Consider the following 13,978-nt stretch of genomic DNA (forward strand, 5'->3'; position numbering starts at 1 on the left):
AATTTCAATTGTATCTAAATTTAACGGTCCAATTTACAGCTTAATCAAAACAATCCATACCAATTGGAGAACCGTCAGGAATCGATGACACTGGAATTAATTTAAACTCATGGGGTTTATCCATGAAATTCCTTATTCTTCTAATCATTTCAATTGAATTAATATCCTTACCGTTACCTCCAAAATAAGTGGATACATCCATAAGGCTTTTATTTGCTATGGCATTTACCTGAGGATGAACATTGTCATGTGCGGCCAAATTCATTATATGGAAGAGTACCCTATAATTAATGTTTTGCTGCACAGCATTAAGATAGGGGTCTTTTTGAACCTTATAAATAGTTTCAGAAACTAAATCGTCTAAAACCTCCTTTAACCCAATATTATCTTGTTCTGTTGCTTTTTGCTGCACTAACCTAGAAACACGTTCTGGATGTAATAACAAACCAAGAGACATGTCTGCAGCGGTTTCCGCAGCGGAAAGCGCATCAAACGAAACTCCCGTTTTACCTTTTAAGGACTCCCGTGTTCTTCCATACCCAATGGCCCTAGGCGGAAATAAGGATAATTTATCCTTAGGAATAGCAATTACTTTGGCATCTAAGGTTTGTAAAACAGCCTTTAAAGCATCAAGTTGTGACGCTTTGTCCAATTGAGCCACCGTCAATTGGCCATCTCCTTTTACCGTGTAATTATAATCTAATCCGCCAACTTGTTTTGTTACCGCTTCTGTTTGATATCTATGAAAGAAATACAATGGGGCAAATACATCCTCTAAAACCGAATTTGGCTCATTCTTACGGATATTGTCCATGGAGAAATTCTCTATAGCTTGCTTACGTATAGCCAACATATCAATTAATTCACCACTTATACTTTTACCGTTATCCCAAAGATGTGCCAATACATGTGCGCCACCTTGCGGTCTTGCATCCTGATCGGAAATATATCTTAATCCTTTGTTTTTAGCTTCGGCCAATATTTTATTCAATTGTCCTCTTTCGTCCAAAGCCCCATCAAACTGCTGATAAGAATATGCCACGGTTACTTTGTCCCATTCGCCTATTCCTGTTGCATATGCATTGGAATAGTCAATCTCCCCATTTTTTAATGAGAACTGCGGATGGGGATAATCCATAACAGATGCCCTGTTATTGGTGCTTGCAGCAAAATTGTGGGCAAACCCTAGTGTGTGGCCTATTTCATGTGCGGACAATTGTCTTATTCTGGCAAGGGCAATATCTAACATTGTATTGTCATTGTCATCCCTCTCCTTAAATGGCTTGTTCATTAATGCTTGTGCAATAAGAAAATCTTGACGAATTCGTAAACTACCTAAACTTACATGTCCTTTAATTATTTCACCTGTTCTAGGATCTGTTATACTACTCCCATAGCTCCACCCCCTAGTAGATCTGTGAACCCATTGTATTACATTATAACGAACATCCAAAGGATCTGCATCGTCCGGTAACATTACCAATTGAAACGCATTTTTGTAGCCAATGGCCTCAAAAGCCTGGTTCCACCAACGCCCACCTTCCAACAGCGCTGACCTAACAGGCTCCGGCGTGCCATTATCCAAATAATAAATTATAGGTTCGACGGCTTCACTTACCCCTAATTCAGGATTCTTTTTCTCTAATCTATGTCGTGTAATAAATTGCTTTAAAATCGGCTCCTGAACCGGTGTTGCATAATCGTAGAAAGAAAAAGGGTAAGATCCAGAACGTGGGTCAAATACCCGCTTTTTATAATTATCATCTGGTAATGCTATAAACGAATGGTGTTGTGCAACCGTTATTAAACTTGGATTTGGCACTACACTTTTTATAAATTCGCCTTTTGGAGTTCCTTTGAAGGTCAAGGTGACATCAAATTCAATATTTTTTGGAAATGCCTTAATACGTTCTAATGTCATGGCACTCCTATCTTTGTCTAAACTATAATTACCTTGGTCCCTGTTTTGCAATCTATTGGCAACCCCGTGGGCATCTTGTAATAAGAAATCAGTTATATCTATTACATATATGCCATTTCTTTTCTCTACAATTGGAAAACCATATAATATGGACTTAGCAAAAGCCTGTTCCACAGATTTTTTCTCCAAAACATTATCTGTGTTGGCCCTATATTTTAAATTGGGCTGAACCAACAAAAGTTTATTACCTGCTTTTTTAAAGAATACCACTTGTTCATTCCCTAACTGTCCCCTATCCAATCCAATATCATTACTTCCAATACCACTACTAAGGGAATATACATATAGAAATTCCTTATTCAAGTCTACAACTTCCATAAAAATTTTATCGGTGGCCCCGTCATAATAGAAATTAAAAAGTCCCTCATATTTGGAGTAATCCTTTTTTTTCTCATAAAACTGTGCAGTTACCTGTGCTAAGCATAGCATCGTTATTGTGCAAAGAAGTAAAATTCTGTTTTTCATTTTCAAATTAGTTTGGCTTTAAAAATATATAATTTACCAATAATAAATTTAACCTAGACGGTGATGATGCAAAAACACATTATAGATAAATTATACTCTGAATTTTTATGGAAAACAAAATTTAAACCCCCTATTAATATTGAAACAACACCCGTAAATACTTAAAAAAAAACTACCTTTTAGGAAAACAATTTATATGCTGAACATCGAAAATCAAATTTTTTCATCCTATCAAAAAAACCCTGATTTATATGATGAAATTTATGACTCAGAAGGGAAGGTCAAAGATGTTTATCAAAAGTTATTTGATATTTATGGAGGACATTCCATTCAAGATTATATTAATCTAAACGCAAAGGCCAAAGCCTCTTTTTTTAATCAAGGAATTACATTTCAAGTTTATGGGGAAGACAATGTCCAGGAGAAAATTTTTCCATTTGACCTCTTTCCTAGAATTATAGATCCCGATGAATGGGATATAATTGAAAAAGGTTCTATACAGCGAAGTAAGGCCCTTAATTTATTTCTTTGGGACATTTATCATGACAAAAATATTTTAAAGGAAGGCATAGTTCCTTTAAAACTAATTACATCTTCCGCCAATTATTTAGACCAAATGAACGGGGTAAATCCTCCTGGAGGTATTTACAACCATATTTCAGGTACCGATATCATTAAACATAAGGACGGTAAATATTATGTTTTAGAAGATAATATTAGGTGCCCATCAGGGGTCAGTTATGTTATTTGCAATAGAACAGCGCTTAAACGAGCCCTTTTTGGTGTTTTTAATCACTATCAGACACATACGGTTACTGATTATGCGGAAAATCTTTTGGAATTACTAGAGTCTGTTAAACCTAAGGGCGTAGATATTCCAAACTGCGTGGTTATTACCCCTGGTATGTACAATTCTGCCTTTTACGAACATTCTTATTTGGCAAAAACAATGGGTGTAGAGCTAGTGGAAGGACGAGATTTATTTGTGGAAAACGACTTTGTCTATATGAAAACTATAAAAGGTCCGGAGCGTGTAGACGTGATTTATAGGCGTATAGATGATGGTTTTATTGACCCGTTAGAGTTTAGATCCGATTCTACCCTTGGTGTCCCAGGTTTGTTTGCCGCATATAAAAAAGGAAATGTAGCATTGGCGAATGCTCCAGGTACCGGTGTTGCTGATGATAAGGCCGTGTACACGTATATGCCACAGATAATCAAATACTATTTGAATGAAGAACCTATTTTAAATAACGTACATACGTATCACTGTAGTAGGCCCGATGAGCTAAAATATGTTCTGGAGAATATTCAAGAATTGGTCATAAAGCCTGTGGATGAAGCTGGTGGTTATGGAATTTCTATTGGTAATTGTCTTACCAAAGAAGAAATCGAGAAAGTTAAGAAGGAAGTCCAAGAAAACCCTAGAAAATATGTGGCCCAGCCTATTATGTCCCTTTCAGTACATCCAACATATATAGATGATTCTGAATCCTTTGAACAAAGGCATGTAGATTTAAGGACATTCACGATTTTAGGCAAAGACAAAGAGTTCGTACTCAAAGGTGGTTTGACCCGAGTAGCTCTTAAAAAAGGAAATTTAATAGTTAACTCCTCTCAAGGCGGTGGTTCAAAAGACACTTGGGTACTAAAAAAATAAAAATACATGTTAGCAAGAGTAGCCAATAATCTTTTTTGGATGGGTCGGTATATTGAGCGTTCAGAGCATATTGCACGTTATATGAGCGTTAATTATTTTTCATCATTGGATGCCCCAAATCAAATTTCGCAAGACCGACAATTTGTTTTAAGATCAATGTTGTTTATGGTTGGAGAGCCAGAAAAGGACTTTAACAAAATATTGACCGAAGAAAATATTTTATACAAGATAGGACTTGACCCAGAATTCCATTTTTCTATTTTGAACAATGTAAAACTGGCCCGTGAAAATGCGAATAGTGCACGAGACCTTATTTCAACCGAATTGTATGAGGCAATCAACAAGTTTTATCACTTTGTTTTAAACTACCCCAGAGCGATTTTTGTAAAAAGTGGTCTACATGACTTTACTACGAATATTGCCGAAATGAGCGCTATTTTAAGAGGCAAAATTAGGGGCACACTACTTCATGATTCCGTTTACGCTATTATTCTTATGGGTGTTAATATAGAAAGGGCTACCCAAGTTACCCGTATGATCAATTCAAAATATAACGATGCTTTATTGGCACAAGGGAGTTATAACGAAAAGTTTAGTAAAAGTTTTGAATGGACCACCTTACTGAAATGTGCAGAATCATATGATATGATGCGTAGGTTTTACAAAAAGACCCCTACTAGTATCTCAACCCTTGAATTTCTGATATTGAATCCTAATTGTCCTAGATCGGTAATGAATTCGCTTAACCAAGTATATAAACACGTTAGAATACTTAATCCAGAAAAAAGATATAACAAAGCCTCAACCGCATTTCTTATTGGTAGGGTAAGGGCAGAATATGAATTTAAATTTATTGAGGAAATTGAGCAAGACATAAAGTCCTTTATAGAGAATATTCTTAAAAGTCTAGCAGAAATAAGCAACAAGGTAGATGAGGAATTCTTTCATTATTAGCGGGTTCAAATAGTGTATTTTTGCATCTAAGATGTCAGAAGAATATACGGTTACCTACAGGGCGGATAATACATATGAAAATTGGGTAAATGATGCTTTTTGGCAATTTTTAATAATACCGCAAGAGAATGATTCCCAAGAATTAGTGGAGATAGATTTTTCTAACTCCATTCATGCCATTAACGAATTTTCAATTAATGGCTACGGTTTTAATACCATAAGGGTTCATCCAAAGAAAAAATTTAAGGAAATATCCTTTGAGGCTAGTTTTAAGCTTATAAAAACTGATATCAATCCGTTTGATTTTGCTCTAGAACAAGACCATAAAACGGCGTATACCAAGCTACAAGAATTAGATTTTAAGGTAAATTTCACTTCCTTTTTAAAAGAAACACGGTTAACCAAAATTATTGGCCCTAATTACTATTTTGAATTCAACAAGGAGAAGTCCATTTTTCAAAACCTACAAGATTTAAATTATTGGTCATATAAACACTTACAATTTACCACAGGTGTGACGAACACCAATACTAGCTTAGATGTTGTTCTAAACCTTAAAAAAGGGGTTTGTCAAGATTTTGCACATTTATTCTGTGCCTTGGCTAGACTAAATGGTATACCTGCCAGATATGTGTCTGGTTATCTAAATCAAGGAAACGGCTACTTTGGCGATTCCCAAATGCATGCCTGGGTAGAGGCATATGTACCTTATTTAGGGTGGTTGGCATTTGACCCAACCAACAATATCCTTGCTAACAGCAACCATATTAAAGTCTGTCATGGAAAGGACTATAATGATTGCCCCCCTATAAAAGGAGTGATTTATACTAAGGGAAAAAACAAAACTACGTATTCAGTAACCGTTACCAATCAGCAACAGTAAAATTCAAATATTTTCGTGCATTGCCTAAAAGAGTATTATTTTTGTGTAAAATAGAATTGCATGATAATTACTACAGACCATTACAAAGGTCTTATAGATCGCCTTGGTGCGTTAAGGAGGTATCTTTGACATTGATGCCAAATTAATAGAAATAGAAAACGAACAAGAAAAGACCTTAGCTCCTGATTTTTGGGATAATCCACAAGAAGCACAAGCGCATATGAAATTTATCCAGTCTAAAAAACAATGGGTAGATGACTATAATACTGCCGAACTTTTGGTAAAGGATTTAGAGGTGTTGATAGAGTTTTTGGCTGAAGGGGAAGTTTCTGAGCAGGAAGTAGAACTCCAATATAAAAAGGCCATTGAGGTTTTGGAAAAAATGGAGTTCAAGAACATGTTATCCGAAGAGGGAGATGAGCTTCCGGCTGTGTTACAGATTACTGCCGGCGCAGGTGGTACTGAGAGTTGTGATTGGGCCGCCATGCTTATGCGCATGTATATGATGTGGGCAGAAAAGAATGGGTATAAGGTTAAAGAATTAAACTATCAAGAAGGTGATGTTGCCGGAATAAAAACAGTAACTCTAGAGATTGACGGTGATTTTGCCTTTGGTTGGCTAAAAGGTGAAAACGGTGTACATAGATTGGTTCGTATATCCCCGTTTGACAGCAACGCAAAAAGACATACCTCATTTGTATCTGTATATGTATATCCCCTGGTGGATGACAGTATAGAAATAGATGTAAATCCGGCTGATATAACCATTACCACCGCACGATCTAGTGGGGCCGGCGGACAAAATGTGAATAAGGTAGAAACTAAAGTTCAATTGGTACACCATCCCACAGGAATACAAATTTCTTGTTCAGACAGTAGAAGCCAACATGATAATAGGGCCACTGCCATGAAAATGTTGAAATCACAATTATATGAAATTGAGCTTCGAAAAAAAATGGAAGCAAGACAAGAAATAGAATCATCCAAAATGAAAATAGAATGGGGCTCCCAGATTCGCAACTATGTTATGCATCCATATAAATTAGTAAAAGATGTCAGGACCGCTGAAGAGACAGGTAATGTAGATGCTGTAATGGATGGTGATATTGACCGATTTTTAAAGTCATATTTAATGATGATGGGACAAAAAGATGAAGTATAACTTACTATTGTAATGATATGATTAAAATATATCACAATCCAAGATGTAGAAAATCTAGAGAAGGACTTGAGCTATTAGAAAAATCTGGCAAGAAGTTTGAAGTAGTGAAATACTTAGACGAAGTTCCCACAAAGGAAGAGCTAAGGGAGGTAATAAACTGCTTAGGAATTACTCCAGAGAATCTGGTAAGAAAAAATGAGGCTATTTGGAAAGAAAAGTTTAAACATAGGTTATTAACCAATGAAGAAGTATTGGATGCCATGATTACATACCCTAAACTTATAGAAAGACCTATTGTAATCAATAACGGTGTTGCGGTAATTGGAAGACCGGTTGACAATATTGAAAAGATTATTTCATAAAATTTCCTTAACAAATAAGTATTATTTAGACATATGTTAACAAACAATTAACCATTAGCGGTTAAACCAAAATCTAATTTAACAATCAAACGTTATGAAAAAAATAGTAAAACCAAGCGGATTTCATTTTTTAGCAATACTGCTAATACTATTTACAAGTTCTGAAATTTTTGGTCAATATGGTTACGGTGGCTACGGATATGGCCGCGGTGGTTACGGGTATGGAAGACAACGCAGTGCGATACCCCAGACTCAAGAGACACCTAAAAAAGAAGAACCTAAAACTGCAGAACAACTAGTAGATGGTGAAATGCCTTCCATTACGGAAGCTTTGTCATTAAATGAATTTGAATCGGCTGTATTGAGTTCTGTTTTAAAAAAATATGTTCAGGAGCGAATTGAGGCTCAAATATTAAAACTTCCGCCAGAAAAAATGAGGGAAGTTTATGAAAATATAACCAAGCGACAAGACGAAGAACTTAAAGCGGGATTACCGCTGGAAAAATATGAGGCATTTGTAGAACTCCAAAAAAACGGGGTTGCCAAGACTATAAAAGAAAACAAAAAGAAGAAAAAGAAACAAAAGAAAACCAAAACATAAACACATGAAAAAACTTTTCCTATTGCTCCCATTAATTTCCGTAATTGCACTACACAGCCAAAGACCGGGAGGGAATCAAGGCCAAAGGCCAGACCCGATTACCATAACTGGAAAAGTTTTAGATCAAGAAACAGGACAACCCTTGGAATATGCTACTTTGATATTACAAAGTGTAAGAAACCCTGAAAATGTTACAGGTGGTATTACCAACGCCAATGGTGATTTTGCCGTAGAAACCATACCTGGAAACTATAATATAAGGATAGAATATATCTCCTATAAAACCTATGCCTTGGAAAGACAGGCCCTTAGAAGCGCAACTGATTTAGGCACCATAAAACTTGCCCTTGATGTTGAACAATTGGAGGCCGTAGAGGTTGTTGGCGAACGCACTACTGTAGAATTACGACTAGATAAAAAAGTGTATAATGTGGGCTCTGACCTCACTGTGAAAGGGGGTTCTGTTACGGATGTTTTAGACAATGTACCATCCGTAAGTGTAGATGTTGAGGGAAATATAAGCCTACGAGGAAATGAAAGCGTAAGGATACTTATAAACGGTAAGCCCTCTGCCCTCTCTGGATTGAGCCCTGAAGCCTTACAACAATTACCGGCAGACGCCATAGAACGCGTAGAAGTCATTACCAATCCGTCAGCGAGGTATGATGCTGAAGGTACTGCAGGAATATTGAACATTATACTAAAACAAAGTAAGACTGCGGGTTTAAACGGGTCAGTAAATGTTTTTGCGGGCAATCCGGACAGTTACGGCGGTAATATCAGCTTAAACTTACGAAGAGATAAATTCAATATTTTTTCCAATACATCATATAGATATACAAAAGGGCCTGGTAACGCTTTATTTGAGCAAGAAAATTTCAATGAAGACGGTAGTACGGCAAGTTTTCAGGATGAATATAGGGATTACCAAAGACAAAGTGAAGGATTCAACACTAATATTGGCTTTGAATATTTTATAGACTCCACAAGTAGCATTACCAACTCTTTCGTGTACAGAAATTCCAATGGTGATGATACCACTGATATTGATTTTTTCAATTATGATGCGGCCAAGAATCCAACAATTAGAAGAAACAGGTTTACCAATGAGCTTGAAGATGAAGAGAATATTCAATACTCTGTGAATTACATCAAAAGATTTAACAATGATGGCCATGAATTAAAAGTGGATTACCAATATTCTACAGGTAATGAACTTGAGAATTCCATAATAAATGAAGTAATATTAGGCGATAACATACAATTGGACACCGAACAGACTATTAATGACGAGTCTCAAAAAAATCAATTACTCCAGGCTGATTATGTACTTCCTTTTGGCAAAGACAATCAATCCCAATTAGAATTGGGTTATCGCGGTACGTTTAATAATTTCAATACTGATTTTGATTTCGGTATTTTGGAAAACGGGGTTCTGTACAGTAATCCTAATTTCAGTAACGAACTGAACTATAAAGAATATGTCAATGCCCTATACACCCAATTGGGCAGTAAATTTGGCAAATGGAACCTCCTTGGGGGCTTACGTATGGAGACTTCCGATATAGGTATTGAGTTGGTGAACACCAATGACGTTACGGACAAGGATTACACAAATTGGTTTCCTTCTATTTTTGTGGGTTATGAATTCTCGGAAAAGGAGCAAGTGACCTTAAGTTACAGTAGAAGATTAAGAAGACCATGGTCTCGTTTTATAAATCCATTCCCATCACGTTCTAGCAACACAAACCTTTTCCAAGGAAATCCCGATTTGGATCCCACGTTTACGGATGCCTATGACTTCGGTTATTTAAAAAGATGGGAAAAACTTTCATTTACCACTTCCGCTTATTTTAATAGGTCTACAGGTGTATTTCAATTCATTACACAAGAAACTGGTGATTTTGTTACCATTGAGAATCCTTCAGATCCATCTAACCCAGTGGTAGTACCTGTACAAGCGAGGACACCAATTAACTTGGCAACGGATGAGAGATATGGTATGGAATTCACCACTACCTATACACCTAAGAGAAACTGGCGCCTTACTTGGAATGTAAATGTGTTTCAACAAAAATTAAGGGGAGATTACAGCTATGTAAATTTCCAAGATGAGCAAATTACACAAAATTTTGATGCAAACAATTTTACGTGGTTCTCAAGATTAAGTGCCAAATTACCATTGCCTTGGGAAATAGATTTTCAAACCAATGCTTTTTATAGAGGCCCTTCAGAAGATGCCCAATCAAAAAACAAAGGAATATTGAGCACTAATTTGGCCTTTAGTAAGGATGTCATAAAAGATAAGGCCACCTTATCTTTGAATGTGAGCGATCTTTTTAATTCACGTAAGCGCAAAAGTGAAACCAGAACGGACAATGTATTTACCTATAGTGAGTTTCAATGGAGACAAAGACAGATAAATTTGTCTTTTTTATATAGGTTCAATGAGCAGAAGAATCAAAGAAGAAGAAATGGAGAAAGCCCTAGAGGTGGGGATGGAGGAGAATTTGAAATAGAAGGATAGTCAAACAAGTTGCCCTAAAAAAAAGAAGCCAAATGGCTTCTTTTTTTTTATTCATTACGCGCAGCTCTTTTCTTATCGCGTCTTTCTTTTAATAATTCTATGATGTTACCACCTAACCAATAAGGCACAACGAACAATAACAAGAACATCATTAACCAAAAACCAATGGTTAAAATAGTTAAGAAAGCTAAAAAACCTAAATATTGATCAAATTCGAACATATCTTACATCTTAATTCTTAACAAAGATACCATAAACGAATTATTTTTTGCAAACCAAAAGGCAAATTAATTTTACATATCCTTACTTCTTTGTTGTCAATAAATAAATACAAATCTTATTTTTGAAACAAATAGTTAGCAAGTCACTACTTTATAATAAAAAATCATGGAATTTAGAATAGAAAAAGATACCATGGGAAATGTAGAAGTTCCCAAGGATAAGTACTGGGGCGCACAGACCCAAAGATCACGAAACAATTTCAAAATAGGACCAGTAGCCTCAATGCCGTTAGATGTAGTTTATGGCTTTGCCTATTTGAAAAAATCAGCTGCATATGCCAACTGCGAGTTGGATGTTTTAAGTAAGGAAAAAAGGGATTTAATCGCTAAGGTTTGCGATGAAATACTTGATGGTAAACATGATGATCAGTTTCCTTTGGTAATTTGGCAAACAGGCTCCGGAACCCAGAGCAATATGAACGTGAATGAAGTTATTGCCAATAGGGCACATGAACTTGCCGGTAAAGAAATAGGAGTAGGTGAAAAAACGATTCAACCAAATGATGATGTAAACAAATCACAATCTTCCAATGACACTTTTCCAACAGGAATGCATATTGCAGCTTACAAAAAAATTGTAGAGGTTACTATTCCTGGTGTTACTCAATTGCGTGATACACTTCATAAAAAAGCTAAAGATTTTAAGGATGTGGTTAAGATTGGTAGAACGCACTTAATGGATGCCACTCCCTTAACCTTAGGTCAAGAATTTTCTGGTTACGTATCACAATTAGACCATGGGATAAAAGCACTTACAAACACATTGGATCATTTAAGTGAATTGGCTTTAGGAGGAACAGCTGTAGGAACAGGGCTTAACACACCAAAAGGATATGATGTTTTGGTTGCTAACTATATTGCTGAATTTACAGGCCTGCCTTTTAAAACGGCCGAAAATAAGTTTGAGGCTTTAGCTGCCCATGATGCTATCGTAGAAAGTCATGGTGCCCTAAAACAACTGGCAGTATCTTTAAATAAAATTGCCAATGATATTAGAATGATGGCCTCAGGTCCACGTTCCGGTATTGGAGAAATTATTATTCCTGCAAACGAGCCAGGTAGTTCCATTATGCCAGGAAAAGTAAACCCAACACAGTGCGAAGCATTAACCATGGTATGTGCTCAAGTAATGGGCAACGATGTAGCTGTGACAATTGGAGGCACCCAAGGACACTATGAGTTAAATGTATTTAAACCATTGATGGCTGCAAATATTTTACAATCAGCAGAATTATTAGGTGACGCATGTGCCAGTTTTGATGAAAATTGTGCTGTGGGTATAGAACCTAACCATGAGGTAATCAAACAGCTTTTAAACAATTCCTTAATGTTGGTAACCGCATTAAATACTAAAATTGGATATTACAAAGCAGCGGAAATTGCAAATACCGCCCATAAGAATGGTACTACCTTAAAAGAGGAAGCCATTAATCTTGGATATGTTAACGCTGAGGATTATGATGCTTGGGTTAAACCAGAAGATATGGTAGGGAGCTTAAAATAATTGTTTATTGATTTTTATAAAAGTAAAAGGGCGGTCTTTTGAAGACCGCCCTTTTTTTATTTAAATGGATAGTGTATGAATTACTTTAAAGTAAATTTAGATGTACCCAATAATTTTAATTTGTCATCATAAACATTAACCATGTAGTTCCCTTTTTGGAAATCACCAGCTGGTTTGTTTATATAATCACAAACATCTAAAGATTTATTTTCATAGTAAAATGCTGTTCCTTTACTATAAGTTACAGATGCACCTCCATCATTAGTTTTAGAAAAACTTTCTCCTAAAACATTACCTTGTGGATCCAATACTTCTAAATAAAATTCTCTATCTCCAGCTTGCGCAATTACATTATCAGCAACGGTAAAGCAAATCTTGAATTTATCTGTAGTTCTTGCTCTTTGGGTAGAAACCAGTTTACCACTGTTACGCTCCCTTACCGCATCTACATTAAATTTAGAAAGGTTTAAAGCTGAACCTTTTTCAACAGCATCTGCCAATTGTGTATTCTGTACAACTAAAGAATCATTAAAAACGGTTTGTTTTTCTAATTCAACATATGTGCTATCTCTCTGCATAGCAATCATAGTGTTAGAACGTGTTAAAGAATCAACTTGCTTTAATAATTGCTCTCTTTCAGCTTTCAAAACACCCACTTGTCTTCTGTATCTTGCCAAAGAAGAAATATCAGCTTTCATTGTATTAACAGAATCAATATATTTAGCAATGTTATCCCTTGCTGATACCAATTCCTCATTAGTAGCATTACTCTCCAAAATAGCTTTGTCGTATTCAGATTTCAAGCTATTTAAATCCTCAACTACTAATTCTTTTTCTTTAGTTAAGACATTTTCTGTCTTTTTCTTGTCTTGATATAGACTAACTGTGTAAATAATAGTACCTAAAAGTACTACACCCAATAAGGCCGCCAATACCTTTAATCCATTGTTGTTCTTTGTTTCACTCATAATGTAATATTTAATTTTCTCGTTGAATTTTCAACTAATAATTGGTTGTTTGTATCATTCTATATACGTACAGATGTTCTTTTTAGATTTTTTAATGTTATTTTTTTTTTATTTACATCAAATTCCACATCAGTAACCATTATTTTTAATCTTAAAACATAGGAATTAATGTTGAAGATCGTTGGTTATAAAGATATCTATGCACATTCTTTTAGAGATTTGAATATTGCATGGTTAGAGAAGTTCTTCGTTGTTGAAAAAATGGATGTAGCATTATTAAATGATAGTAAAAAAGAAATTATAAATAAAGGTGGTTATATTTTTATTGCCTTGTGGAACGATACTCCGGCTGGTTGTTTTGCCTTTATTCCAAATAAAGATGGTTTTTTTGAATTAGGTAAAATGGCTGTTAGTGAAAACCATCAAGGCAAAAAAATAGGTCAAGAAATGTTGGCACATGCGGTACAATTTGCAAAATCCAAGGACTGGAAAAAAATAATCTTGTATTCTAGTACTAAATTAGATACTGCACTTCATATCTATCGTAAGTTCGGGTTTCAAGAAGTACCTTTAGAAAAAGACTTACCTTATGCTAGAAGTGATATTAAAATGGAAATGGAACTTTAAAAT

Annotated in this window: 12 protein-coding genes; 9 read left to right on the plus strand and 3 right to left on the minus strand. The window is 35.5% G+C overall.

The annotated features are described in order from the left end of the window. Positions 1-40: 40 nt before the first annotated feature. Positions 41-2,446 (minus strand): zinc-dependent metalloprotease, encoded by a 2,406-nt coding sequence (locus ACOCEA_RS14585; protein ID WP_420756998.1) that lies wholly within the window; start codon positions 2,444-2,446, stop codon positions 41-43. A gap of 196 nt (positions 2,447-2,642) precedes the next feature. Here ACOCEA_RS14585 and ACOCEA_RS14590 point away from each other — a divergent pair, with 196 nt between their 5' ends. The 7 genes from ACOCEA_RS14590 to ACOCEA_RS14620 all read left to right on the plus strand — a co-directional run bounded on the left by ACOCEA_RS14590 (position 2,643) and on the right by ACOCEA_RS14620 (position 10,595). Further along, positions 2,643-4,106, plus strand: coding sequence for a circularly permuted type 2 ATP-grasp protein (locus tag ACOCEA_RS14590; protein ID WP_420756999.1), 1,464 nt, complete (start codon positions 2,643-2,645; stop codon positions 4,104-4,106). Positions 4,107-4,112: 6 nt separating this feature from the next. Further along, complete coding sequence (locus ACOCEA_RS14595) at positions 4,113-5,060, plus strand: alpha-E domain-containing protein (protein ID WP_420757000.1); 948 nt, start codon at positions 4,113-4,115, stop codon at positions 5,058-5,060. A gap of 31 nt (positions 5,061-5,091) precedes the next feature. Then, entirely contained in the window at positions 5,092-5,943 is an 852-nt protein-coding gene (locus tag ACOCEA_RS14600; RefSeq protein WP_420757001.1) for a transglutaminase-like domain-containing protein, read from the plus strand. Positions 5,944-6,006: 63 nt separating this feature from the next. Next, positions 6,007-7,105, plus strand: a protein-coding gene (gene prfB, locus ACOCEA_RS14605; protein ID WP_420757060.1) for a peptide chain release factor 2 whose coding sequence is annotated in 2 segments (ribosomal slippage) — positions 6,007-6,069 and positions 6,071-7,105 — 1,098 coding nt in all. Because the reading frame shifts where the segments join, the coding sequence is not laid out codon by codon here. 17 nt (positions 7,106-7,122) lie between these two features. Beyond that, positions 7,123-7,467 (plus strand): arsenate reductase (glutaredoxin), encoded by a 345-nt coding sequence (gene arsC / locus ACOCEA_RS14610; RefSeq protein ID WP_420757002.1) that lies wholly within the window; start codon positions 7,123-7,125, stop codon positions 7,465-7,467. Positions 7,468-7,561: 94 nt separating this feature from the next. Next, positions 7,562-8,068: a hypothetical protein gene (locus tag ACOCEA_RS14615; protein ID WP_420757003.1), complete on the plus strand. Its 507-nt coding sequence runs from the start codon at positions 7,562-7,564 to the stop codon at positions 8,066-8,068. Between the two features lie 4 nt (positions 8,069-8,072). Beyond that, positions 8,073-10,595, plus strand: a complete 2,523-nt coding sequence (locus ACOCEA_RS14620; protein WP_420757004.1) for a TonB-dependent receptor — start codon at positions 8,073-8,075, stop codon at positions 10,593-10,595. A 47-nt stretch (positions 10,596-10,642) separates the two neighbouring features. Here the strand turns inward: ACOCEA_RS14620 and ACOCEA_RS14625 are convergent, their stop codons facing one another. Further along, positions 10,643-10,816, minus strand: coding sequence for a hypothetical protein (locus ACOCEA_RS14625; protein WP_420757005.1), 174 nt, complete (start codon positions 10,814-10,816; stop codon positions 10,643-10,645). 166 nt (positions 10,817-10,982) lie between these two features. On the opposite strand from ACOCEA_RS14625, the gene fumC reads away from it, so the two are divergent. Continuing rightward, positions 10,983-12,380, plus strand: coding sequence for a class II fumarate hydratase (fumC, locus tag ACOCEA_RS14630; RefSeq protein ID WP_420757006.1), 1,398 nt, complete (start codon positions 10,983-10,985; stop codon positions 12,378-12,380). 80 nt (positions 12,381-12,460) lie between these two features. On the opposite strand, the gene ACOCEA_RS14635 is transcribed toward fumC, so the two are convergent. Further along, entirely contained in the window at positions 12,461-13,348 is an 888-nt protein-coding gene (locus ACOCEA_RS14635) for a hypothetical protein (RefSeq protein ID WP_420757007.1), read from the minus strand. Between the two features lie 168 nt (positions 13,349-13,516). Between ACOCEA_RS14635 and ACOCEA_RS14640 the strand changes: the two genes are divergently transcribed. Next, positions 13,517-13,975, plus strand: a complete 459-nt coding sequence (locus ACOCEA_RS14640; RefSeq protein ID WP_420757008.1) for a GNAT family N-acetyltransferase — start codon at positions 13,517-13,519, stop codon at positions 13,973-13,975. The last annotated feature ends 3 nt before the right edge of the window (positions 13,976-13,978 follow it).

This window comes from Maribacter luteocoastalis (assembly GCF_048890225.1).
Lineage (GTDB): Bacteria > Bacteroidota > Bacteroidia > Flavobacteriales > Flavobacteriaceae > Maribacter > Maribacter luteocoastalis.